This is a genomic window from Arthrobacter sp. DNA4, from assembly GCF_024362385.1.
GTDB lineage: Bacteria > Actinomycetota > Actinomycetes > Actinomycetales > Micrococcaceae > Arthrobacter.
In genome coordinates, this window is record NZ_CP101466.1 from 4,532,575 (window position 1) to 4,557,566 (window position 24,992).

The following is a 24,992-nucleotide window of genomic DNA, read 5'->3' on the forward strand; positions in this document are numbered from 1 at the left end:
CTAGCTTACCGCGGTGAGGAACTGCTTCAGGAGCGGGCCGGAGGTGGTGGCGCCCAGGCCGCCGTCCTCGACGAAGACGGCCACGGAGAGGTCGCCGTGGACGGCCACGATCCAGGCGTGGGTCTTGGGCGGGTTCTCCGTGCCGAACTCGGCCGTTCCGGTCTTGGCTCCCACCGGAGCACCGGGGACGCTGGAAAGGAAGCCTGCGTGCCCGGACGTGACCACGGCGCGCATCATGTCGGCCAGCAAGGCCGCCTCCGCTGCGGTGATGGGCTTGTCCGACGCCGTGGAGGGCGCCTCGGCCGTGGCCGTCGCCGTCGCTTCGGCTGCTGGAGCAGTGGATCCCGCCGTTGTCCCGGCGGCGGGAGCTCCGGCGTCGGGATTCAGGACAAGCTGGGCAGAGACCGGAGCACCCTTGGCGACAGATCCGGCCATGATCGCTGCTGCCAAAGGAGAGAGCAGCACCTTGCCCTGGCCGATCATGGAGGCTGCGTGCTCCGTGCCTTGGGCCTCGCCGGGAACGGACCCCAGGAACGCCTCCGCACCAAGTTTGGGCGCCTCAACGGCCACACCCATGGACGTGGCGGCCGCTTCAAGCTGGCCCTGTGAAACCGCGTCGCGCTGCGAGATGAAGGCGGTGTTGCAGGAGTGCGCAAAGGCGTCCCGCAGCGTGACGGCGCCCAGGGAGGTCTCGGGATAGCCTTCGGAGTTCTTGAAGGTCCGTCCGTCGACAGCGAGCGTTGGGGTGCACTGTACGGTGGAATCCGGCGTCATTCCGTTGCGGAACATGGCGAGGGAATCCACCATCTTGAAAATGGAGCCCGGGGCGTACTGCCCCAGCATCGCGGTGTTGTAACCGTTGCTGCCAGGCCCCGAGGCCGCTGCCAAAACTGCGCCCGTGGAGGGGCGGAGGGCCACTATCGCGGAGGCCGGCCCCACCTTTTCCAGGGTGGTTTCAGCCAGCGACTGCAGACGGGGATCGAGCGTGGTCTTCAACGGCGTCCCGGGCTTGGGCGCCACCTGGAAAAGGACCCGCCGGGGATCCGTTCCCGCAGACTGGATTTGTTCCCGGGTCAGGTCTGCCCGCTGCGCGCGGATCACGACGGCGTCTGATCCGCGAAGCTGTTCATCATACTGCCGCTGGAGCCCGCCGATGCCCGTCACGTCGCCGGCGGTCAGGGCACCTTTCGACGCGTCGATCTGTTCTGCGGTGGCTTCGCCGACCGAGCCAAGGACTGCGCGGGCAAACGTCCTGCTCGGGGCCAGGGGGATCGATGCCGGAATGCCGCGGGCGCCGGGAATGGCCTGGATCTGCTCATCGGAAATGGTCCGGCCTTCTTCACGCAGCGTGATCGCGGGAACGAAGGCCTGCGCCCCGGCCGCCTTTACCTGCTGCACGTACGCGGCCGGGTCCACCCCTACCAGTGCTGCCAGCTTTCCGGCGGAATCGGCAGGATCTGCGGCGCCCAGCTGGGGCTTGTCGATGCCCACATTCACCACGGGACGGTAGGTCACCAGCGGGACGTCTCCGGCGCCAAGGATGTCGGCGCGCTGGGGGGACTGGGATCCCTTGGTCACAATCTCGCTGTCCGCGAGGCCTGGTGCCAGGATGGCCGGGTCCCAGACGGTGAGCCATTTGTCACCGGACTTCTTGAAGTTGGCCGCGATGGTGTACTTCCACTCGGCATCGCCGAATTTCCAGGTGTAGTTCAAGGGCGCGGACGCCTTGTCTCCGTCCAGCGTCAGGGCACCGGCCTGGACCTCGGGCTTTTGCGGGTCCAGGCCGGCAAAGACCTGGTGCAGCTGGTCGTTGGCCGCGGCGGCATCCTTGCCTTCGAAAGCCACAGACCCTACGTCCAGCGCCGAAACCGCGCCGGCAAGCTGTTGTGCCGCGGCTTCCGCCCCGGATTTTCCGTCGTCGCAGGCCACCAGCGAGGTACCAAGGATGAGTCCAGCTATGGCAAGCGAAAGTTTTGTTGATTTCCCCATCGCGCCATTATCCCCCGGCCCGGGCGCTGGAAATGCCATTCCCGGCGCCTGCACCGGCCGTCACCGGTACCTCTAGGAAAGCCCCAGATCCGGGACCGGCAGTTTGAAGATGTCCTTGAGGGCGTACTTTGCCGCGTGCATCCCGGGCATTCCCGTGACCCCGGGGCCGGGAGGTGTGGACGACGAGCAGAGGTAGACACCCAGCAGCGGGGTCCGCCACGGGACGGGGGACACCACCGGCTTCTGGACAAGCCCGCGGACGTCCATCACACCGGCGCTGAAATCGCCCCCGATGTAGTTGCGGTTGTACTCAGCCAACTCCGCCGCGGTGATGACGTGCGATTCCACCACCAGGTCACGGAAGCCGGGCGCGAACCGTTCGAGTTGGGCCACCACCTGGCTGGTCATGTCCTGTGTTGAGCCGGAGGGCACGTGGCAGTAGGTCCACAGCGTGTGTCGGCCCGCCGGGGCGCGGCTGGAGTCGAAGCGGGAAGGCTGGGCCACCAGCACGTAGGGCCGTTCGGGATGGCGTCCGGAGCTGACCTCGTTCTCCGAGCGGGCCAGTTCTGCACGCGTGCCGCCCACGTGCACCGTGCCGGCGTCCGAAAGCCCGGCGGCCTGCCACGGCACCGGCCCGGACAGGATGAAGTCCACCTTGCAGGAGCCGTTGCCGTAGCGGAAGCGCTCCAGGGCCCGCCGGTAGTGGGCGGGAAGGGCGCTGCCTGCCATGCCGAGCAGCCCCGCGGGGGCCACGTCCAGGAGGGTGGCGCGGGTGGCGGGAAGCTGTTCCAGCCGGTCGATCGGGGTTTCGGTGTGGATGACACCGCCGTGGGCCCGGATGTCATCGGCAAGTGCTGCCGCGATTGACGCCGAGCCGCCGCGGGGGATGGGCCATCCGCCGGCGTGCCCCAGGGCGCCGAGCATGAGTCCGGCTCCGGAGGCTGCGAGGGAGGGCAAATGGGAGATGGCGTGCGCGGCCACACCGCTGAGGAGGGCCGGGGCAAGGTCGTCCCGGAATCTGGCGTTCCACAATCCGGTCCCCTGTTCCAGGGTCCGCAGTCCATAGATCCCCGCGACCAGGGGGTTCCGGGGGATCCGGAGGAGCTGGTTCTGGGTGAAGTCCATGACATCGTCGATATGCCGGACCAGGGGTTCCATGAGCCGCCGGTAGGCGGGGCCGTCCTGCCCCAGTTCCATCGCTGTCCTGTCCAGCGACTTGTAGGCCAGCGCTGCGCGGCCGCCGTCCAGCGGCGAACCGAAGGAAATGTCCGGAGTGACAAGGTCCACCCGCCGGGGCAGCTCGAAGGCACGGAAGAAAGGGGATGCAACGGCCATGGGATGCACCGCGGAGCAGACGTCATGGAAGTGCTCCGGCTGCATCAGCTCCGTGGTCCGGGTTCCACCACCGATTTTGGCTGCAGCCTCGAAGACCTCCACTGAGAGCCCGGCCCGCGCCATGACCGCTGCTGCCGAAAGTCCGTTGGGACCGGAGCCTACTACCGCGACATCAGGCATGCGACCTTGCTTTCGGAGGAAGGAGCGGGGCGCCCGGCCGGAATGGCTTCAACCGGAACCGGTCCGGCGCATTCGCGAAAGGGCCGCCGTGCGGATCATCAAGGTGGTGCCGGCGGATGGGGTCGTACGCGGGGTCGTAGATATCCCAGACGACCCGTGCCATGAGGTAGCCCACCGCGGCCATGTGCGCAGCTACGGCGAGGACGTAGTACGGCATGTCCAGGTTGTGCTGGGAGGAACCTGCGCTGGTCACCTGACCAAGGTACATCCAGATCGCCGCCCAGTGCAGGGCTTCGATGCCCTGCCACACCAGGAAGTCGCGCCAGCGTGGCCGGGCCAGGGCCAGCAGCGGAATGAGCCACACGACGTACTGCGGCGAATAGACCTTGCTGGTCAGGATGAAGGCAGCCACAACCAGGAACGCGAGTTGCGCAAGCCGTGGGCGGCGGCGTGCCGTCAGGGCAACAGCGGCAATCCCGGCGCAGGCCAGCACAAAGAGTCCCGTGGACAGAACGCTGACGCCTTCGGCACCAAGCCCGGACCAGCCCAGCCGGTCAGCCACAAGGTTGTAGGCGAACCAGGCTGAGCTGTAACCGGCACCCCGGTCGGCGCTGTACTGGAAGAAATAGGCCCAGCCGGAGGGGTTGGCGACAGCGAAGGGCAGATTGACCACCAGCCACGTGGCAGCAGCACTGCCGGCGGTTACCAGCAGCGGGCGCCACCTTCCGGTACGCACCGCAAGCAGCAGGATGGCCCCCAGCACCAGGAGCGGATACACCTTGGTGGCTGTTGCCAGGCCGATCATCACTCCGGCGGAAACGAGGCGCTGCCGGGCAAAGAAGTACATCCCCAACGCAAGCAGGCACGCAGCCCAAAGGTCCCAGTTGATGGTTCCGGCCAGTACGATTCCCGGCGCCACCGCCACCATGGCGGCGTCCCAGGGACGCCGGCCGGGCATGCGGGCCGTCACCAGCACGGTGAGGATGGCAACCGCCGCCAGCAGGACTGCGTTGATGTCGAAGTAGGCCAGAGCCTGGGCGTTGATATCCCCACCTGGCACCAGCCATGCCGTCAGCCCCGCGATCAAACCGATGAGCACCGGGTATTCAAACTGGCTCCCGCTGCCCAGGATGGGAAAGAGCCCCGCCGCCATGCCGCGGTTCCTGAACAGCTCCGGGAAGTCCGAATAGCAGGTGGCATAGAACTGTGTGGGCGTCGACCACCCGTTGACCCTGCAGTAACCCTTCAACAGGATCCCCAGCAGGGCCGCCAGCGCCGTGAGGCCAATGAGCACCCGCTCCACAGTGAAAATACCCGGTGTGACCACGCCGGGATCAGCCCTGGTCCCCAGCGGGCCGCCGATCACCTCGGTGAAATTCCTCAGAAGGGAATCACTGCGGCTGGGCACCACGATGCGGGGCCGTCGTGCATCCTCCGGCGGCTGGGTCTCGTGCATGGAATCGAGCTTACAGCCGGCCCCTTCCCCCAGGTTCGGGGCCGGCTGTCAGCGCAGTCCGCCCAACTGCTGGTGCATCAGCACGAACACGTCGTTCCGGTGCTGCTCCAGCAGGGCACTGTTCAGGGAACTGCGGCGCTGCAGGGGCCGGGACAGGATTCCCAGGATTCGTCGTATCAAGGGAGCCACCTCCTTTCTTTGATAATCAGGAATGAAAAAGGGCACCACAAATAAGCACCGTTTTAGGGCATAGAAGAGCATGCAAAAACGGTGCGGGAATTCCACAAAAGGAATCAGGGAAAATTGCACACATCAGCGCAATCAGACAGGCCGCGGCGAAAGAGTCTTATGCGGAACTGCAAAAGCCTGCTGCCAGGTTCTCCGGGCAAGGACCGTTCGAAGGCAGGGCACGTGGCTACGCCAGGAACTGCTTCAGGGAATCAGCGGAGAGCCGCAGCAGTCCGTTGCCGGCAGGAACTGGCCGGATACCGCAGCGGCAGTCCCGACGGAGAAGGCTGGTGCCGGTTAGCGGCGCCGCAGCAGGCCCGGGAGGGCAACAGGCCCACCCATGCCGGCATTGACCGGGGCAACGCGCGCGGAATCAGCAAAGGCCGGGAACGCATTGATGGGGGCATTCCATTCGCCAGTCAAAGTCATCATTATCCCAACCTCCTTTTCTGCTGTCCGCTGCGTGGATTGCGATGCGGTCTGGAGCCCAGGTGGGTCACCGTGGGGTCAGGAATAAAGGTACCGCAGGCTTCCGTGAATTGCCAGCAATTTACCGGGAAAGAGTAAAACTTCCCGAAAAATAAGTTTTAGAGGCCCCAGCGGACAATAGCGGGTGTCTTCTTATCCCATCCCAGGGTGCAGACCTTGGCAGTCCCCAGGACAAAGTGCCGTCCCTCCGTGGGAGGCAATTCCAGCCAGCGGGCAGTCAGGATCCGGGAGAAATGCCCATGCGCCACGATCAGCACGTTATCCATCCCGGATTCCAGGATCCGGCCGATGATCTTGTCCGCCCTCGCGGCCACCTCGTCCAGGGTCTCGCCGTTGGGCACGCCGTGGGTCCAGATCAAGTAATCGGGGTTGTCCTTGCGGATCAGGTCGGAGCTGATGCCTTCGTAGTCGCCGTAGTTCCATTCCACGGCCAGCGGCTCGTGCCGGGCATCGGGGAATCCAGCCAGCTCGGCGGTTCGCCGTGCGCGCCGCAGCGGGGAAGTGAGCACCAGGTCGAAATCGACGCCGTCCAGCACCTTGCGGGCCTCCACGGCCTGCTGCTCACCTTCCACGGTCAGCGGGAGGTCGGTGAGGCCGGTGTACTGTCCGCTCTTGGACCATTCAGTCTCACCGTGGCGGAGGATCCAGAGTTGGGGGCGCGGGGCTAGGGCGGGACTGGTCACTTGGACTCCTCAACGGGTGAAGGTTCGACGACGGCGGGAGAGGCTTCGGCCCCGGGTCCTGCAGGTGCTGATTCAGGCTGTTCGGCCCACCAGCGGAGCAGGCGCGCCTCCGCTTCCTCGGTGGGCAGCGGACCGTGCTCCATCCGTTCATTCAGAAGGAACTTGTAGGCCCGCCCCACCACGGGGCCCGGCTTGAGGCCCAGCAGCTCCATGATCCGGGCACCGTCCAGGTCCGGACGCACCGCGTCCAGGGACTCCTGTTCACGCAGGGCTGCGATCCGTGACTCGAGGTCGTCGTAGGCGAAGGCCAGGCGTTCGGCCTTCCGCTGGTTCCTGGTGGTGACGTCGGAACGGGTAAGCCGGTGCAGCCGCTCCAGCAGCGGCCCGGCGTCCGTGACGTAGCGGCGGACGGCGGAGTCGCTCCAGCCGGCGTCGCCGTACCCATAGAAGCGCATATGGAGCTCCACCAGCCGAGCTACGGCCTTGGTAGTGTCATTATCGAACCGCAACGCCTTCATGCGCTTGCTGGTGAGCTTGGCACCCACCATGTCGTGGTGGCGGAAGCTCACCGCGCCGCCCGGCTCGAAGCGGCGCGTAGCCGGCTTTCCGACGTCGTGCATCAACGCAGCGAAGCGGAGCACGAAGTCCGGCCCGGGTACGGGGCCCTGCGCGTCCGTTTCAAGCTCGGCCGCCTGTTCCAGGACCTGCAGGGAGTGCTGGTAGACGTCCTTGTGCCGGTGGTGTTCGTCGGATTCGAGGCGGAGGGCGGACACCTCGGGCAGCACATGCTCGGCCAGCCCCGTGTCCACCAGGAGGTCGATACCTGTCCGCGGCCGGGCCCCGCACACCAGTTTGACCAGTTCGTCCCGCACGCGCTCCGCGGAAATGATCTTGATCCGGTCCGCCATTCCCGTCATGGCATCGCGGACGTCGTCGGAGACCGAGACCCCCAGTTGGGCGGCGAACCGTGCGGCGCGCATCATCCGCAAGGGGTCGTCGGAGAAGGACGCTTCCGGCGCTCCCGGCGTGGCCAGCACGGAGGCGTGCAGGTCGCGGACACCGCCGAAGGGGTCCACCAGCTCCATGGAGGGCAGCTTCAGCGCCATGGCGTTGATGGTGAAGTCCCGGCGCAGCAGGTCATCCGTCAGGGAGGAACCGAACGCCACCACAGGCTTGCGGGAATCAGGATCGTAGGCCTCTGCCCGGTAGGTGGTGATCTCGATCTGGAAACCGGCCTTGCGCATGCCGATGGTGCCGAAAGCCCGGCCTATCTCCCAAAAGTTGTCCGCCCATTTCTTGACCAGGGCCACGGTCTGGTCCGGGGTGGCGTCCGTGGTGAAGTCGAGGTCGGGGGATGTCCGGCCCAGGAACAGGTCGCGCACGGGACCGCCCACCAGGGACAATTCGTGGCCGGCGTCCACGAAGCGCTGCCCGAGCTCCCGGACCACCGGGGGCACCTTGAAGTCGACAGTGTGGGAATCAATCTTGTGATGTGCGTGCGCCATAGTTCCTTAAGCTTGGCAGAAACCAGCGCCTTGGCAGTCCAAAAAAGCGTCACGATCCGCGCTGATTCGTCTTCCCCTCCGGAAAGTGCGTCATATCCCGTCCATGTTGGTGTCATGTTCCGGTCATCACGGGAGGGCAACAGTCGTTAGAGTGGACTCCATGGCCCATCCAGTACCGAGCGCTCCAGGCAGGAGGACAAACGCACCATTGCCGTCGGCAATCGGTGCGCACGTTGCCCCTGCCCAGCAGTCGGCACCGGCATCGCTGCCAACGGTGGAGGAAGTGTCGGCGGGCGGCGTTGTGGTGGACACGTCCGACGCCGAATTGAGGGTGGCGATTATCGCCCGCCTTAACAGGGGTGGACGCCTCGAGTGGTGCCTGCCCAAGGGCCATCCGGAGGGCAAGGAAAACAACGAAGAGGCTGCGGTCCGGGAAATCGCCGAGGAAACCGGCATCGAGGGCATCATCCTGGCACCGCTGGGCAGCATCGACTACTGGTTCACCGTCAGCGGCCACCGGGTCCATAAGACCGTGCACCATTACCTGCTGCGTGCCACGGGCGGCGAGCTGACCATCGAGAACGATCCCGACCAGGAAGCCGTGGATGTGGCCTGGGTGCCGATCCAGGAGTTGGCCCGGAAGCTGTCCTTCCCCAACGAACGCCGCATCGCCGACCTCGCCCGTGAGGTCCTGCCCGGACACCTTTAAGCCCGGACGCCGCCGTCGCCGTTGCGGTGTTAAGTGCGCGCGGGTGAGACGATGAAGTCGATGTCAGCTACCAACTTCCCTTCCGACCGGTCCGGCCGACCCGATGACGCCGCGCCCGATGGCGTACCCCCTGAGCCGGCGGCACCGGACCTTGCGGAGCCTGCAGCAGCAGGCGTCAGCGAGACCCGTTCCAGCGCCATCATGGCTGCCGGGACGCTCGTGTCACGTTTCCTGGGCTTCGCCAAGACCTGGATGCTCGGCACCGCCCTTGGCCTCGGTTCAACGGTCAATGACACGTTCATCAATGCCAACAACCTGCCCAACCTGATCTTCCTCCTGGTGGCCGGCGGAGTGTTCAATGCCGTGCTGGTCCCGCAGATCATTAAGGCCAGCAAGGCTCCGGACAGGGGAGCGGACTACATCAGCCGGTTGCTGACGCTGGCTGTCCTGCTCCTCTTCGGCCTGACAGCACTGGTTACCTTGGCGGCGCCTGGGGTCATCGAACTGACCACGCAGGGGTACTCGCCACAGCAGAAGGCCCTCGCTGTCACCTTTGCGTTCTGGTGCCTGCCGCAGATCTTCTTCTACGGCCTCTACGCGCTGCTCACCCAGGTCCTGAACGCCAACGGCGCATTCGGCCCTGCCATGTGGGCGCCCATCCTGAACAACGTGGTGGCCATCGCCGGCCTGGGGATGTTCATTTGGATCTTTGGCACCAATGACGTCAATACCCACACCCTGGACAACTGGGGTTCCACGCAGACACTGTTGGTGGCGGGGTTCTCCACCATTGGCGTGCTGTCCCAGACGGCCATCCTGCTGGTGCCGGTCTTCCGGTTGAAACTCGGACTCCGACCCCGGTTCGGCTGGCGGGGCGTGGGACTTGGCCACGCTGCCAAGCTGAGCGTGTGGACGCTCCTGACGGCCGCCGTCGGGCAGCTGGCCTTCCTGTATGTCATGCGCATCGCCACCATCCCCGGCGCTGAACGCATCCGGCTGCAGGAGGCAGGGGACCCGGCCGCGTCCACCCTGCCCGGCAACGCCGTCCTCGAGGTGGCCAGCCAGCTGTACCTGCTGCCGCACTCGATCATCGCGCTGTCCCTGGCCACCGTGCTGTTCAACCGCATGACCCGCGCCTCCCAGGAGGGCAACCGGGCCGAACTGCGGGATGCGCTCTCGCACGGTCTGCGGACCATGGCCGTGGCCACCGTCTTTGGTGCCCTGGCGCTGTTTGCCCTGGCAGGTCCGCTGGGCATGTTCTTCTCAGGCGGCAAGGTGCAGGACGGCGTCATGCTGGCCCAGACGCTGACCATCCTGGCCCTCAGCACCCCGTTCATGAGTGCCAACTTCATGATGTCCCGCGTGTTCTACGCCAACGAGGACGCCCGCACCCCGTTCTACGTGCAGCTGCTCCTGGCAGTGGTCTACGTGGCCGGTGCGTTTGCAATCCAGTTCCTGCCGGTGGGCCAGATCATCTATGCCATCGCCGTCCTCTACATGGTGGGCAACATCCTCTCTGTAGTCATCAGCGCATTCTTCCTGCGCCGCATGCTGGGGCACCTCGATGGTCCGCGGATCGCCAACTCGTACATCCGCATGGGGTATGCGGCCCTGGGCTCGGCCATTGCCGGCGCAGGCGCCCTGTGGCTCATGGGCAGCTACAACCCGGACGGCTTCGCGTGGAGCGGCCGCCTCCAGGCACTCGTGACGCTCGCCGTCGTCGGGCCCGTCATGCTGGCCGTCTACTTCCTGCTCCTCCGGGTGTTCCGCGTCTCTGAGCTCAGCGACATGCTGCGGCCCCTGCTGGGACGGTTTGGCCGGGGCGGCCAGGCCCCTGCTCCGGAAGCCGGGGACGCGTCGTCGCCCTCTCCTTCTGTAGGGTCCTCCACTGGCCGCGGAAACCATCCCGAGCGGGCCACCACCTCCGTGGACACTGGCCTCATTCCCAGGATTTCCGGCGAGTTCGACGCCGTCTCGTTCCGTGCGGGCCCGGACCCCCAGCGTGGGGCCCGCCGCCCGGAACCGTACGACGCCGGCCCGCCGCAGGGTGCCGAAGGCGCCTACCTGCCGGGTGAGGACCAGCCCAGCACGGCCCGTGGAGGACTGCTCAGCGAACAGATTCCCCTTCCCGGTAAGCGGACCTACCAGGGGAAGTGGCGAGAACCCGTTTTTCAGCAGTAGCGCAAGCGTAAAAGTAAATCCCGTGCGCTGCGGCGCCCGTCTTCTCCGCAGCCGCCGGGAGCGGATCGGCTAGGATCGAACAGGTACAGGGGTAGTTGCATTCAGGGCAGGCCGTGCGACGCGGGCACCTGAAGGGCGGTTGCGTCATCGAGGCCGGCAATCCCGGACAGTCTAGGAGGAACACGTGTCCAACCCGATCGATGTCGGATCAGTACTGGGCGGCCGCTACAAGGTCACCGCCACAGTGTTGGCCTCGCACGACCACGATCTGGTGCTGGATGGTGTGGACCAGGTCCTCAACCGCCCGGTCAGCATCCTGGTTGCCGGACCGGAGAACACGGAGCAGGTTGCACAGAGCGCCCGCGAAGTGGCCACCGGCGAACGTCCCGGAACGGTGCAGGTCCTGGACCTTGGCGTAACCGAGGACGCCACCTACCTCATCACCAACCACACTTCGGCCGCCGACCTCCTGGACCTGGTTGTGGCCCCCAATCCGCCCTACGTGGAGCCGTTCTTCACGGACACGCTGGGCAGTGAAATCTTCGGACAGGCGCGGTCGCACGAACCCGAACCGTACGACGAGGAAGACCACGTCGAGGCAGGCTACATCAGCTACGCCGATTCGCACCCCAACCAGGTTGATCCCTACCGTTCTGCTCCCGACCGGCCGGCTCCTGCCCGGTCGGCTCCTGCCGTCCCGCCCAGGCCTCCGGTCCGGCCCGCAGCCCAGCAGCCGGCTTCAACGGGCCGCACTGGCGCGGCTGCCGCCGGTGCGGGCGCTGCCGCGGCAGCTGCTGGTGCCGCGGCTGCTGGTGCCGCGGCCCCCGCGACGAAGACGGGGACGGGCTCCTCACGGACCGATCCCGATGCCACCGCCGCGCAGCCTGTGGCCCACAATGCTGCAACCACGTCCGAGCGTTCAGCCTCCGCAGACGCGGACACCGGCCCGAACGATACCGCTGCTGTGGCCCACACTGCGGCAGGAGCCCAGCCTTCAGCCGGGGAACGCAAGCCCAAGGTGTCCCTCTGGTCCAATGACGACTACGCCCAGGCGGGCGACCAGGACCACTACGAAGACACAGACGAGGCACCGGAGGAACCCCGCCCGGTCAAGAGCAAGTCAGCGCTCTTCGCCCGCGCCGCAGCACCCGCTGCCGCCGGTGTGTCGTTTGCTGACCGCGACGACTACGACGATGACCGTGATGAGTCCGAAAACCAGCCCCGGTCGATGCGCTGGCTGGTTGGGGGACTGCTGGCTGTAGTACTGATCGCCGGCCTGATCTTCGCCGTGACCAACCTGGGAAGCCTCTTCACGTCGGAACCGCAGGCCAAGCCGACGGCTGCCCCTATTACCAGTAGCGCCCAGCAGAACTCTGCACCGGCAACGCAGGCAGCCCCGTCCGCGCCCCCGGTCGTCCCGCCGGCCATCGAAAGTGTCACCCGCCAGGGGAACTTTGATTTCGCCGCGACCTTTGACGGTGACCTGGTCAAGGCATATGACGGCAATGCCGCCAGCTACTGGTCGGACATGGAGTTCGCAACGGAGAACTGGGGGGGCCTGGCTCCCCAGGGTGTCCCGCTGGTTGTGAAGTTGAAGGGCACTGCCACCATCTCTTCCATCACGCTCTCCCAGCTCGGAGGATCGGGCGGCAACATCACCGTTTACACCAACGACCGGCCTTCCATGGACGGAGCCAAGGCAGTGGGGACAAACAGCTTCACGTCCACAGACTTGAACATGCCCCTTTCGGAACCCGTCCAGGCGCAGTACGTCATCGTCTCGATCAATGCGCTGCCCAAGCTTGCGGCCCCCAAGACCCGGTACGGCTACGGTCTCCGGCTCGCCGAAATCAAGGTCCAGTAGCGCTCAGTCGCAATAGTGCAGACCTGCTGCTGGAATCCAGTCCATAGCAGCAGGGAATGTAGTCTACAAAGAGCGCCCTGCGACGTCTGGACTTCTGCCTCCTGCGATGGCCCACGGTGTCCGGGCGCTGGAATATTCAGCACCCGGACACAGTTGTGCCATGTGGCCGGCCTCCACGGGGAGGCGAGTCGAACAAGGAAGAGGTTCACGGTCCAGTGACCATCGAAGAGAAGACGGCGTCGGACGTTCGCGACGTCATTATTGTGGGCTCAGGTCCGGCGGGCTACACGGCCGCCGTCTACACAGCCAGGGCAAACCTCAAGCCTTTGCTGCTGGCTGGTTCGGTAACCGCCGGCGGCGAACTGATGAACACCACGGACGTGGAAAACTATCCCGGGTTCCCGGAAGGCATCATGGGCCCGGACCTGATGGAAAACTTCGAGAAGCAGGCGGCACGGTTCGGGACGGAGATCCAGTTCGAGGATGTAACTGCCCTTGAGCTCGACGGCCCCGTCAAGACGGTCACCATCGCTACGGGGGAGACCTTCAAGGCAAAGGCTGTCATTCTCTCCACGGGCTCTGCGTACCGGGAATTGGGTCTGCCCAATGAGAAGCGGCTCTCGGGCCACGGTGTGAGCTGGTGCGCAACCTGCGATGGTTTCTTCTTCAAGGACCAGGACATCGCTGTTATCGGCGGCGGCGACTCCGCCATGGAAGAGGCGCTGTTCCTTACCAAGTTCGCGAAATCGGTAACGGTTGTCCACCGACGTGACTCGTTGAAGGCATCAAAGATCATGGCCGACCGCGCACTCGCCCACGAAAAGATCAACTTCGTCTGGAACAGCACCGTCGATGACGTCCTGGGAACGGACAAGGTGACCGGTCTGCGGCTGAAGAACCTCTTGGACGGTTCCCTGTCCGACCTTCCCGTGACGGGCGTATTTGTCGCCATCGGCAATGACCCCCGCACCGACCTCGTCAAGGACGTCCTGGATCTGACACCGGAGGGAACCATTGCCGTAGAGGGGAGGAGCTCCCGGACCAGTCTCCCGGGTGTCTTCGCGGCCGGTGACGTTGTGGATCCCACCTACCGCCAGGCGATTACCGCCTCGGGTTCGGGATGTGTTGCAGCCATCGATGTTGAACACTACCTGGCAGACCTGCCCGCATAATCTGCCACTGTTATTCGAAGAGAAAGAAAAGGTTATGAGCAACGCAAAAGATGTAACTGATGCAAGTTTCAGCACCGATGTCCTGTCCGCCGATAAGCCGGTAATCGTTGACTTCTGGGCCGAATGGTGCGGCCCCTGCCGCAAGCTCGGTCCCATCCTGGATGAAATTGCGGTTGAGTACGGCGAGAAGGTTGACGTGGTCAAAGTCAACGTCGACGACAACCCTGCCATTGCTGCCCAGTACGGAATTACTTCCATTCCTGCTGTCTACCTCTTCCAGGGTGGTGAAGTGAAGAACACCGTTATCGGTGCCAAGCCGAAGCAGTTCTTCGAAAAGGAATTCTCTGACGTTCTGTCCTGATCTTGGACGGGCCCTGCAGGGTTCGATGTAGGAGTTTTCGGAAAGTGGCCATTGCCTTGGGGCGGTGGCCACTTTTTGCATGTTTACTCCATTCTGGTAGTCATCTCGCTAAACGGGTGACGTAGACTTTACCGGGTGTGCTGTTCCGACGCCCGCGCTGTCGTGGCCTTTGCCGGTGCGTTTCACGTGAAACACGACCAGCGCGGAACTTTTCTCTGCGAACCGCGCCGCTTCACAACCCGGAGCCGGCTGCCCTGAGGCGCATGAGTGTCCGGGGCCTCACCTGAGGCCAGCCACCCTTGCGCGTGCGCGTATGCCCGCAGCGCCAGCAGAGTGCTCCGGCGATTGATGAACGGGAAAAATCATCAAGTACGCTTGCGACGCACTATGCCCCCAACGCCGGGGGTGCCCCTGCTTGGAGCACTCAGCACCATTGAAGGCGGCGGGTTCCTCTCCTACCGGTGAACCCGTGACGGTCAGCCGGCAACCGTTTCACGTGAAACATGCTGCGCCTCATGCCTCACCATCTGTCCGCCAGGCATCGGGCATGCTCAGCTTCGCACCACGGAGCAAGTCACCTTCAAGCAGGAATAACACGAGAAAAGTCCACACATATCGCGGGCGTATCGAGCGGAACTGAGTTGGCTCCGACTTCAACGGGAAAATAGCTCTTCGTCCAGGCACATAAATCCAATGCCCAGCCTGTTTCCTGCGCCATTACAGAAGGGGGCTATCCGCATCAGTGACGTATGTGCCAGAGTCGAAGTTAAGGGACCTGGATAAGAACCTTGCGCATCGGCAGGGCTGGACGAGCGCCGAACACCAGATTTTTAGATGCGCGGATCCGGATCGGACGCGGCTGGACAGGACGCGTGCCGATGTAGATCAGGTAGCCTAGGGGAGCGTGCTCAAGGGTCAGGTACAGAGGACGCCGAGTCACGGCTCCAGTCGACGATAGGTCCCCCTAGCTTGGCCATCATCTTGCGTACAAAGGGGCCCCGGAGGTCGTCTGCCGGATACACAGGCCCTTACCCGCACAGATCCGTAGCGGGCGATCCTCCAACCGCCACAAATGGTTGCGGCTCGGCATAGCAAGTGACAATCAAGGCCGCGGTTGTGAGGACCGGGCCCGAAGGAAGTTTACCCAATAGATTTGATCGTCTGTCTGCCTTTTGGCGGATGCCCGATGTCCATTCGCAGGTTCAGAAGCAGTTCCATCACGCCGTTGGGGACTCGGACCGGATCGCGCCTGCGCTCCAGTTAATCCTGTACTGTTTCACGTGAAACACGCCACTGGCGACCACCGGTATGTTTCACGTGAAACGGCGACCCTGAACACTGGGGCGCAGCTCTCTGCGAGGTCGAATAAGGTCTCCGCCACGGCTTTATCGCATTGAAGAGAGAGCGGGACCACGCCGACTCGTGGCAGTGGGAAGCGATTGGCATCACCGCCGACTAGCAAAGCGACCGCCGCCCCCGATAACAGGGGGACCGGCCGCGATCCAACCGGCTACCCGCCCTGGATCCGGCTGCCCAAATACGGCGCGTGCGGGGCAATGGTGGACCGCCGGCAGCCCCTGTAGGCCCCCGCCCCAGGAACCAACTATCGTGTGGGCTCCTCAGCGACGCCTCATCCCGCTCGAGTGTTCACTGGTAGAGCATGCTCGTCCTATGCACGGTGGCGGAGCGCAGCGATGAATACCTGCCGCCGCCCTGAGCATGCATCCCTGGCAGGCAAATAGGAGTCCGCTCGAAGCACTCACAGCACATACCGATACGCCCCTCTATCCTACGCCGAGGCCCAGCCAACGGCTTGGGACATCGCCCGGAGGAACAGGGCTGAATACGACGACCCCTCCGCTGGGCCTGTCGCTGGACCATACCCCTAGGCGGCTGAGGGCTGTGATCTTATCCACACTGTTATCCACAACATAGCATCGTGCCATTCCACAGACTTATCCACAACCCTGCGGCTTCGCTGAGTCTGAGCCAGCTGGATTCGATGCGGGGCCCGTGGCTGGCCTGACTCATACTGGACACTTGTGCTGTGATCTGTCTGACGCGGCATGGTTTCATCTGGTCCACTAGGCTCGCTGCGATGGTTCTTAGGTAACCAATTTGAGTCGACCTTGCGCGATCCGCGCCCTGGTGCGGTGAGCGCGAGCTGTTTCACGTGAAACATCCCCGCACACAGGCGGCGTTACCTGCTCCACCTCCCTAGGCGTCCAGCCGCGCCCAACGGCTTGCAGCAGTCACTGGGGCTAGTCCCCGTCAACTGTGGGCAGACGATATCCCCATGGTTATCCACAGGGATATCCACTGGGCATCTGCCCTTCTCATCACGGTAAGAACGGGTCCTGCAGCACCTGGGCCCGGGCGACCAGAAATGCGGGGGGCCGCCGGGAAGACTGCTCGCCGGCAGGTGATCCGACTAGAAGACAGCTTTTCCAGAGAACAGGGGGAAACTCCTGCCCCGACAAGAAGACTGCACGTCCGCCGGGTCAGCCGCCTACCCGCGCGCTTGCGGGACACCTGCAGGCTCACTACCGATAACCAGCTACGCTGCATCCCTGAGACAGCAAGAGGCCTAGGGGGAGGGCTAGCCCGAGACATGAGCTGGAGCCGTCCGTATGGGCCGGTAATAGGAGCGGGGCTCTCCTCGAATGTCATATACGGAGGCCTCTTGCAGCACGCGGCGGGTCGCTCAAGGAGCTCGCCAGGCCCACAGGTAGGGGCTACGTCCCTGAGCATAGCCCTCCAGGGCCAACGATATTGGACGCGCGCACCAGTTGGTGGGGCTGATGTCGCCCCCTACATAAGAACACCATGGAGAGCATGGTCAGAGGGCCCGAGTCCGAAGCATAGGCTTTCTATTTACCTGCGGGCGGGGTACCGGCTCTGAATCTGCCACCTGACCGGGTCAGAGCGATCTCCAAGGGGAGACGAGCCCTAGCGCGTAAACACTTCAAGGCAGGCCACCCTACATCCCCGCGGCTTGTATCCCGGGCTGTCACCCGGACCACCGCGTATAGAGGCATAGCTACTGTCGCTCCCGGTCGATACCAGGTGGCGAGTAACTGAGACCAACTGAGTAGCACGTCAGTTTTACCGAGGACTCGGGCGTGCTGATGCCTATTGAGAATTCATGGGCCCTTGTGGACGGGGGTATCCGCCTGCAATGCCCTCTCTCTGCCGTGACTACAGCTAGCTAGTTAGTTCTCCTACATGACGCAGCGTATCGCTTGTTTCACGCGAAACGCGTTGGCATGGCAAAGAAAGTAGCTTTACCTATGAAGACGAGCCTCCGTACGATAGCGATCCACTTGGATTCGTGCTTCAAATGGAGACCTCTGAGTGCGGTCCTCGGCGGTGGACGCCAGAGGAGGGGTGCAGAACCTTATGGGACGATCCCGTGCTCGGCCGACAAGTGCCGGCCCGCATCCACGGAGGGTAGTCGAGGTGCAGTGGAATGTTTCACGTGAAACGCTGCAGTCGCCACCATGGGCCACTGTATGTTTCACGTGAAACCGGTACTCGTCCCCACCAGCCTAGGCTCTTCCCTCAGACAACCACTCGTCGACGAGCCGAAGTCTCACAAAGTCAGAGTCATCTTCTCGCCGGTTAACCAGCACCAACGGATGCTCCTAGTAGTCCGTCCCGTAACTATGAAAGCGGCTTTCGGCGCAGCACACGTTGCCTCACCGGGGGATGAGCCGCGTCAGGGGCAGGCGGCTGGCAGTGGCAGTGAGGCATCGGATTCTTGCGTCACTGAATGCGGGGGACCCCATCAGTCTGGTGGCCGTATCAGCGCACGGCTCATGGGCAGCCAGGGCGGTCATCCACGCATCTAGTACAGATCGCCGAGAGATGACAAGTGAAGCATACCAGGAGATACCTTGAACCGGCGGTAGGCGCTAGCTGCCGGATGAGTGACTCATAGACCGTGTCCTGCCCTGGGAGTGGCGTGCGCTTGGGAGCTCACGGCCTGCGCCTCCACCCGCTCAAGTCAGTGCCAGCTTCACCGTTCCTTCTGAGCAGCGAGAAATGCCCGTTGTCCAACGCCATTTGCCCGTACTAACGGGCGGAAAAGGGCGGACGCTGCTGGCTTCTACGATGCAGACGCCTCATATCAGGGGAGCTCCAGCACCCGAACGAATGCATCAGACGACCTCGGAAGATCTGGACGGTCAGGGTTTCACGTGAAACGTAGCCGCGGGACGTCAACGCAGTGAAACGCGATCCGGGCAAGGATCATGAACGCTTGGTGGAATCCCAGAAGTGCGGATCGGAAACTTCTTCAACCGCTCACTAGACGCGCGAATCGTGGCGAAATACTCCTGGACCAGGAAAAACCCTTCAGACGTCCATTTCGATACGCTCGAGACGGGGAGGGCGCGGGCTGCTCCTCGCCTGCCAAGCGACCAAAACCTGCACGCTGACGACAGTGCCTGGCGTCTCCCTTTCCGACGCGGACAAGGGGCAGCGAAATGACAAGATGCCGGTAGGGGCGGTTACAGGGATGAGAACCTCCCCCTAACAGCATGCCGTCGGGCGGTCTGGATACGCCTCTAGGCCCCCAAGACATGAGAAAGGCCCGATCCACAAGGAATCGGGCCTTTCTCAGAGACTAGTTGCTGGAACCCGGAGCCAGAACGTCCATGATCCGGTTCAAGTCCTCAACGCTGGCAAACTCGATACTGACCTTGCCTTTCCTGACACCCAGCGAGATCTTGACGTTGGTGTCAAGACGGTCAGAGAGCGAGGATGCAAGATAGTCAAGCCGTTCGTGCCTGGCACCGGGGCGCGGAATGTTGTTCTTGGCAGACTTGGCAGGATCCTGGTAGAGGGTCACTGCTTCCTCTGTTGCCCTAACGGACATTCCTTCCGCCACGATCTTCTGGGCCAGCCGCTCCATGGCTGCTGCATCCGGAAGCGACAGAAGGGCCCTGGCATGGCCTGCGGACAGCACACCGGCGGCCACGCGGCGCTGCACCAGCGGGGGCAGCTTGAGGAGACGAAGTGTGTTGGACACCTGGGGTCGGGAACGGCCGATACGGTCCGCCAGCTGCTCGTGGGTGGTGCCGAAGTCCTCCAGGAGCTGCTGGTAAGCCGCCGCCTCTTCCAGGGGGTTCAGCTGGCTGCGGTGAAGGTTCTCGAGCAGGGCATCCCGCAAGAGGTCGTCATCCGTTGTGTCACGGATGATGGCGGGGATGGTTTCCAGCCCTGCTGCCTGCACAGCACGCCAGCGGCGCTCACCCATGACGAGCTCATAGGGCTCGCTACCGTGTTCGGTTGAAGTACGGACAACAATTGGCTGAAGGACGCCGATTTCCCGCACGGAATGAACAAGCTCGGCCATGTCGTCTTCATCAAAGACGCTTCGGGGCTGTTTCCGGTTGGGATGGATATCGGCAACGGGGATTTCCGCGAAACGGGCGCCCGGAACCTCCACGAGCTCGACACCGGAGTCCACAGGACTCGTTACCTCGGCGGCAGCAGGTTCGGCAACAGGATCGGCGTTGCGCTCTGCCACAGCAGCAGATGCTTCCACTGAAGGGTCAGTTTCAGCTGCTGCCTTGGCCTCAGGAGTGGGCGCCTTTTTGGCGGGAGCCTTTTTCGTTGGAGCGGCAGCTGCAGCAGAAGCTGCATCCTTCTTCCCGTCCTCACTGACCTTGTCCCCAGAGGAACTGGCGGCTGCCGGCTTGGCTGAGGACCGGCTGTTCGAACCCGCAGAATCCTTTGCCTGGGTCTTGGCAGCGGCAGGCGCCGCAGGGGTCGCAGGTTGCTCCAACGGTTCGGTCTTCTTCCGGCCCTCGGGGAAGAAGAGATCCACGGGCCGGGACACCGCCCCACCGTTACCGGAGGACCCATTGGCTGCGGCGGAACTAGGAATCAGCGCGCCAAGACCGCGGCCTAGGCCCCGTCGCTTCTCGCTCATGGGTAAATCCCTCCAGTGGTAGACCCAGGACCAGCCTGGCTCCGTGCGTTGCGGTATTGAAGATTCTAGCGTTCCGCTATTTCAGCAGCGGCTTCCAAGTAGGACAGTGCACCACTTGAGGAAGGGTCGTACGTCATGACGGTCTGCTGGTAGCTGGGGGCCTCGGAGATCCGCACAGACCGCGGCACGACGGCCGAGAGCACCTGGTCGGGGAAGTGCTGGCGCACCTCAGCGGCCACCTGTGCAGCGAGGTTTGTGCGGCCGTCGTACATGGTCAGCAGGATGGTGGAGACAACAAGATCTGCATTGAGGTGCTTTTGGATCATCTCAATGTTCTTGAGGAGCTGGCTGAGGCCTTCCAACGCGTAGTATTCGCACTGGATGGGGATCAGGACCTCGTTGGCCGCACAAAAAGCGTTGACGGTCAGGAGGCCCAGGCTCGGCGGGCAGTCGATGAAGACGTAGTCCAGGCGCTCTTCACCGTTCTTCTCGCGCACCTTGGCATAGACGTCGATGGCTCGCCGCAAACGCTGTTCGCGGGCCACGAGCGATACCAGTTCAATTTCCGCACCGGCGAGGTGGATCGTGGTAAGCGCACAGATGAGCTTTCCGATGTCCGGGCACGGGGCAACAACATCAGCCAGCGGGACGTCATTGATCAGCACGTCGTAGATGCTGTCTACGTCTGCGTGGTGTTCAATTCCCAATGCAGTGGAAGCATTGCCCTGCGGATCGATATCGATGACCAGGACGTTGAGTCCGGCAGCAGCCAGCGCAGCGGCGATGTTCACGGTGGTGGTGGTTTTACCCACTCCGCCCTTTTGGTTGGACACCGTGAAGATCCGGGTCTTTTCCGGGCGCGGAAGCTTTCGCCCCATCAAGCGCTCACGGCGCTTCGTCTCGTGGGCAAGCTCACGGGCGATGGGGCTCGAGTCGTCGATGGCGTCAATGACGTTGGAGCGACCGCTGGAGGTTGTTTCACGTGAAACCACGCTTCCGGAAGAGGGAGAGGAAACCGTTTTAGGGTGATTACCGCCCCGACCCGGAGCCGTGGCGGTACCCGACAGTCCTGACCCAGCGACAGAACGTGCCGACCCCAAGGACACAAACGGCGGGATCCGTTGTGCGGAGGCTTCACTACTGGTCACTGGGGCACACTCACTCTCGTTCAGCCAATTTTGCTGCCGTTGTCTAGCCTAACTGCTCGCACCTGCTGACAGCCGTCAGCGGGCCCGCGTTAGGACTTCTTTTGGGACTTGTTCACCACGATGCGGACCACCGTGGTGGGTTCTTCCAGCAGGTTGTCACCCACCGTCAGCACCGAGGTCTCCACACCACCCAGCTTGCGGATGGTCTTTGCCGCCTTCTCGATCTCTTCGCCGGCGCTGCGGCCCTTGATCGCCACCACTTCACCGTGCCCTCCCAACAGCGGGATGGTAAGGCCGGCAAGGTTGGTCAACGCCGAAACGGCGCGGGCCGTCACCACGTCGGCCTCCACGTGTCCCACGGCCAGCTCGGCCCGCGTACGCATCACCGTGACATTGTCCAGGCCGAGGTCATCAACCACTTCCTGGAGCCAGATCACCCTGCGCTCCAGCGGTTCGATGAGGGTCAGCTCAAGGTCGGGACGCGCGATGGCAAGGCAAAGACCAGGCAGTCCTGCGCCGCTTCCGACGTCGGCCACATGGCTCCCCTGGGCGATCTCGCTTTCAATGACCGCGCAATTGAGCACGTGGCGGCTCCACAGCCTGGGAACCTCGCGCGGGCCAATCAGGCCCCGTTCCGTCCCGGACGTGGCGAGGTGCTCAACATACCGCTTGGCCAGCTCGAGGCGGTCGCCGAAGATCTTCTCAGCAGCGCGGAGCTCTGCTGCCGTGATGTCAACCATAACTATTGGGTCAGCATTCTCTAGTCTGCGGAAACAACAATGTGGCGTCCGGCGCCTTCGCCCTCGGACTCGCTGACCAGGCCGAGATCGGCCACGGCGTCGTGCACGATCTTGCGTTCGTAGGCACTCATCGGCTCAAGGGCCACCGGCTTGCCGGTTTCCTTCACGGAAGCCGCGGCGTCCTCGGCGACCTTCTGCAAATGCCCGGTACGTTCCTGCCGGTAGCCGTTGATGTCCAGGACAAGCCGCGAACGGTTCTCCGTTGCGGACAGCACTGCCAGGCGGGTGAGCTCCTGCAAAGCTTCCAGGACTTCACCGTCTTCGCCAACCAGGCCCTCCAGCCCCTCGGCCTCATCCTCGGCGACGATGGAGATGTAGGTCCGTCCGTTGCGGACCTCGATGTCGATGTCACCGTCGATGTCCGCGATGTCCAGCAGCTCTTCCAGGTAATCGGCAGCCACGTCCCCCTCTTCTTCGAGGCGACTGGCGGCGGAACCCTTGGGGGACGAATCGTCCTGGCCCACGGACGCGTCCTGATCTTCGATTTCTTCAGAAAAGGCGTGTTCGGTGCTCTCAGCTGACATTACTTCTTCTTCCTGTTCTTGCGCTGGGGCTGGACGCGCTGTGCCTTGATCTCAACTGCGGCCGCCGCTGCGGCGTCCGCTGCTTCATCCCGTTTCCCGCTGAGGACGGACAGGGCCGGCAGGCCCTTGGCGGCACGGCGTTCGGCGAGGGCCTTGGCTGCGGGGGATCCCGGCGTCGGCATGCGGCGGATGACGAAGAACTGCTGGCCCATCGTCCAAAGGTTGGTGGTGGTCCAGTAGATCAGCACGCCGATGGGGAAGTTAATGCCACCGACGCCGAAGACGATGGGCAGGATGTACAGCATCATCTTCTGCTGGCGCATGAACGGGCTGGCCATGGCTTCTTCAGACATGTTCTTCGCCATGATCTGCTTCTGGGTGATGAACTGCGAGGCAGTCATGGCCAGGATCATCACGATGGAAAGGATCCACACGGCGACCTGGTTGCCGCCACCCCCGCCATGCAGCAGGGAGGCGGACAGCGGAGCCCCGAAAATGCTTGAGGCGTCGAATTCCACTACCTGCTCGTGGCTCATGGCTCCGATGCCGGCGCCCTGGTCCTTTGCGGCGGAAATACCGGAGAGTACCTGGAACAGGGCAAAGAAGAACGGCATCTGGATCAGCATGGGCAGGCACGCCGAGAACGGGTTGGTCCCGTGCTTCTTGTACATGGCCATCTGTTCCTGGGCCATCGCCTGGCGGGACAGCTGGTCAGTCTTGCCCTTGTACTTGTCCTGGAGCTTCTTCAGGTCCGGCTGCAGCAGCTGCATGCCGCGCTGGGCCTTGATCTGCTTGACGAATACCGGGATCAGTGCGGCACGGATCACCAGCACCAGTCCGATGATGGACAGTGTCCACGTCCAGCCGTTCGCAGCGGGCATCCCGATGGCGCTCAGGCCATCGTGGAATCCAATCATGATGATTGAAACCAGCCACTTGAACGGGGCCATGATTGTTCCAAAGAAGTCCATACTTATCCCTATTCGTCAGGCCGCACTGCGGCCTTCTTCATCAGTCCGAGCAACCAGGTACCTGTCCGGATTGTTCAGCACAACAATTGTGGGGGTCTGGCCTGCAGGCCATTCCCGGCCGCCGGCGGGGACGTGGTCCACTCCACCGGCGTTCCATGGGTGGCAGTGGCCAAGCCGCCGGGCGGCAAGCCAGCTTCCCTTGACGGCGCCGTGGACGGTGACCGCTTCCAGGGCATAGGCCGAGCATGAAGGGAAGAATCGGCAGACTGGACCGTACAAGGGAGAAACCACCTTGCGGTAGGCCATCAGCAGAAGGATGAGGATGTTCCGGGGCAGGTTCCAGAGGAACTTCCCGACGGCGGCAATCACGTTGCGGAGATGGGCGACGACGGCGGTGGCGTTAGGCACGCGGTGTCCCCTCCTGTGTTGTACCGGCTGAACCCTTGGCGGCAGCCCGTGGAGGGCGGCCGGCCAGCCGGTTCAGCGTCGATTCCAGTGCAGCGTTGTAGTCCGACAGCAGCTGGTCCCAGCTGGCCGAGGCGGACGCAGGAAGCGCCCGCACCACGATAGCGAGTCCTGTACCGTGCTCGCGCAACGATGCAGCACCCGCTTCTCTCAGTCTCCTCTTAACGAGGTTCCTGACCACAGCGTTCCCTACACTCTTGGAAACAATGAACCCGATCCGGCTGGGTTCGTCGGCAGCAATGGCTGCCGCATATAACACTACGTTCCGGCGCCCATTGCGGACACCGGAACGTACAGTTGTTGAAAAATCAGTTGAGGTCCTCAGGCGGTTGCGGGTGGCCAGCACCTTAAACTCGCAAAGGAATGTCTACCGATAAGCCAGTTATTTAGGCCGACAGTTCGGTGCGGCCCTTGCCACGACGGGCTGCCAGGATGGCACGGTAAGCACGGGTACGCATACGAAGGCGGAAGCCGTGCTTCTTGGCTCGACGGCGGTTATTCGGCTGAAAAGTCCGCTTGCTCACGTTAGTTACTCCAGTGGATCAAAGGTGCGCCCACCCGATCAGTAATGGGGAAGAACTGGCCGACGCTAAGTTTTGTATATGCACGCTTCCCCCGGCTGCTCCAGGCGCATTGCGCTTGGATGTTCAGATGGGGCCAAAAAGCGGACACAAAGGACTTCACAACGTTAGGGCAATCTGCAAGCCCGAGTCAAACCGGGGCGCCCCGTAACGGCTGTCCCCAGCTGTTCCTAAGTATCCCCAACAGCCTGTGGATGAAGTGGCTCACAGGGGTGCTTCGGGAACCACAACCGTGTAATTATCCACAGCCGGATAGCCAGCTATCTTCTAGGCTTTTCATCCCCTAGAGTGTCCCAGTAGCCGATTATCCACGGACTGTGCATAACCCTGTGGATTAAGCTGGGCCAGCACCCTGGTTCCGGACTTGGGGCTGCAGGCAATGCAGGCATAGCAAGTTTTGAGGGAACCGATTG

Annotated in this window: 20 protein-coding genes; 5 read left to right on the forward strand and 15 right to left on the reverse strand. The window is 63.4% G+C overall.

From position 1 onward, the window contains the following. From NMQ03_RS20945 to NMQ03_RS20975, 7 genes are all read right to left on the reverse strand, one after another. Positions 1–1,989 carry a penicillin-binding transpeptidase domain-containing protein gene (locus NMQ03_RS20945; RefSeq protein WP_255173818.1) on the reverse strand — a complete coding sequence of 663 codons (1,989 nt, stop codon included), beginning with the start codon at positions 1,987–1,989 and terminating at the stop codon, positions 1–3. Positions 1,990–2,061: 72 nt separating this feature from the next. Then, positions 2,062–3,504, reverse strand: coding sequence for an NAD(P)/FAD-dependent oxidoreductase (locus tag NMQ03_RS20950; RefSeq protein ID WP_255173819.1), 1,443 nt, complete (start codon positions 3,502–3,504; stop codon positions 2,062–2,064). After that, the gene (locus NMQ03_RS20955) at positions 3,497–4,960 is read right to left on the reverse strand and encodes a glycosyltransferase family 87 protein (RefSeq protein WP_255173820.1); all 1,464 of its coding nucleotides are present in this window, start codon (positions 4,958–4,960) and stop codon (positions 3,497–3,499) included. Before NMQ03_RS20955 ends, NMQ03_RS20950 begins: the two co-directional genes overlap by 8 nt. Before the next feature lie 48 nt (positions 4,961–5,008). Then, positions 5,009–5,140 carry a hypothetical protein gene (locus NMQ03_RS20960; protein ID WP_255173821.1) on the reverse strand — a complete coding sequence of 44 codons (132 nt, stop codon included), beginning with the start codon at positions 5,138–5,140 and terminating at the stop codon, positions 5,009–5,011. 345 nt (positions 5,141–5,485) lie between these two features. Beyond that, positions 5,486–5,620, reverse strand: coding sequence for a hypothetical protein (locus tag NMQ03_RS20965; RefSeq protein WP_255173822.1), 135 nt, complete (start codon positions 5,618–5,620; stop codon positions 5,486–5,488). A 155-nt stretch (positions 5,621–5,775) separates the two neighbouring features. Then, positions 5,776–6,360, reverse strand: a complete 585-nt coding sequence (locus tag NMQ03_RS20970; protein WP_159629414.1) for a histidine phosphatase family protein — start codon at positions 6,358–6,360, stop codon at positions 5,776–5,778. Next, positions 6,357–7,865 (reverse strand): CCA tRNA nucleotidyltransferase, encoded by a 1,509-nt coding sequence (locus NMQ03_RS20975; RefSeq protein ID WP_255173823.1) that lies wholly within the window; start codon positions 7,863–7,865, stop codon positions 6,357–6,359. The genes NMQ03_RS20970 and NMQ03_RS20975 overlap by 4 nt, the downstream gene beginning before the upstream one ends. Positions 7,866–8,073: 208 nt before the next feature. Between NMQ03_RS20975 and NMQ03_RS20980 the strand changes: the two genes are divergently transcribed. The 5 genes from NMQ03_RS20980 to trxA all read left to right on the forward strand — a co-directional run bounded on the left by NMQ03_RS20980 (position 8,074) and on the right by trxA (position 14,152). Next, positions 8,074–8,574, forward strand: a complete 501-nt coding sequence (locus tag NMQ03_RS20980) for an NUDIX hydrolase (protein ID WP_159629410.1) — start codon at positions 8,074–8,076, stop codon at positions 8,572–8,574. A 60-nt stretch (positions 8,575–8,634) separates the two neighbouring features. Next, positions 8,635–10,755 carry a murein biosynthesis integral membrane protein MurJ gene (gene murJ / locus NMQ03_RS20985; protein WP_255173824.1) on the forward strand — a complete coding sequence of 707 codons (2,121 nt, stop codon included), beginning with the start codon at positions 8,635–8,637 and terminating at the stop codon, positions 10,753–10,755. Between the two features lie 184 nt (positions 10,756–10,939). After that, positions 10,940–12,619 (forward strand): discoidin domain-containing protein, encoded by a 1,680-nt coding sequence (locus tag NMQ03_RS20990; protein ID WP_255173825.1) that lies wholly within the window; start codon positions 10,940–10,942, stop codon positions 12,617–12,619. Positions 12,620–12,834: 215 nt separating this feature from the next. Next, positions 12,835–13,791 carry a thioredoxin-disulfide reductase gene (trxB, locus tag NMQ03_RS20995; protein WP_255173826.1) on the forward strand — a complete coding sequence of 319 codons (957 nt, stop codon included), beginning with the start codon at positions 12,835–12,837 and terminating at the stop codon, positions 13,789–13,791. A 34-nt stretch (positions 13,792–13,825) separates the two neighbouring features. Next, a complete protein-coding gene (gene trxA / locus NMQ03_RS21000) occupies positions 13,826–14,152 on the forward strand; it encodes a thioredoxin (RefSeq protein WP_255173827.1) in 327 nt (108 codons plus the stop codon). Positions 14,153–18,779: 4,627 nt separating this feature from the next. Here trxA and NMQ03_RS21005 read toward each other — a convergent pair. The 8 genes from NMQ03_RS21005 to rpmH all read right to left on the reverse strand — a co-directional run bounded on the left by NMQ03_RS21005 (position 18,780) and on the right by rpmH (position 24,522). Continuing rightward, complete coding sequence (locus NMQ03_RS21005) at positions 18,780–20,090, reverse strand: ParB/RepB/Spo0J family partition protein (protein WP_255173828.1); 1,311 nt, start codon at positions 20,088–20,090, stop codon at positions 18,780–18,782. A gap of 65 nt (positions 20,091–20,155) precedes the next feature. Continuing rightward, on the reverse strand, positions 20,156–21,238 hold the full coding sequence (locus NMQ03_RS21010; RefSeq protein ID WP_303694122.1) for a ParA family protein: 1,083 nt from the start codon (positions 21,236–21,238) through the stop codon (positions 20,156–20,158). 89 nt (positions 21,239–21,327) lie between these two features. After that, a complete protein-coding gene (gene rsmG, locus NMQ03_RS21015) occupies positions 21,328–21,978 on the reverse strand; it encodes a 16S rRNA (guanine(527)-N(7))-methyltransferase RsmG (protein WP_255173830.1) in 651 nt (216 codons plus the stop codon). Positions 21,979–21,998: 20 nt separating this feature from the next. Beyond that, the gene (locus NMQ03_RS21020; protein WP_255173831.1) at positions 21,999–22,562 is read right to left on the reverse strand and encodes a R3H domain-containing nucleic acid-binding protein; all 564 of its coding nucleotides are present in this window, start codon (positions 22,560–22,562) and stop codon (positions 21,999–22,001) included. Then, complete coding sequence (gene yidC / locus NMQ03_RS21025; RefSeq protein ID WP_255173832.1) at positions 22,562–23,533, reverse strand: membrane protein insertase YidC; 972 nt, start codon at positions 23,531–23,533, stop codon at positions 22,562–22,564. The genes NMQ03_RS21020 and yidC overlap by 1 nt, the downstream gene beginning before the upstream one ends. Positions 23,534–23,548: 15 nt before the next feature. Continuing rightward, entirely contained in the window at positions 23,549–23,941 is a 393-nt protein-coding gene (gene yidD, locus NMQ03_RS21030; RefSeq protein ID WP_255173833.1) for a membrane protein insertion efficiency factor YidD, read from the reverse strand. After that, positions 23,934–24,344, reverse strand: a complete 411-nt coding sequence (gene rnpA, locus NMQ03_RS21035; RefSeq protein ID WP_255173834.1) for a ribonuclease P protein component — start codon at positions 24,342–24,344, stop codon at positions 23,934–23,936. Before rnpA ends, yidD begins: the two co-directional genes overlap by 8 nt. 40 nt (positions 24,345–24,384) lie before the next feature. Then, positions 24,385–24,522: a 50S ribosomal protein L34 gene (gene rpmH, locus NMQ03_RS21040; RefSeq protein ID WP_255173835.1), complete on the reverse strand. Its 138-nt coding sequence runs from the start codon at positions 24,520–24,522 to the stop codon at positions 24,385–24,387. Positions 24,523–24,992: the final 470 nt, after the last annotated feature.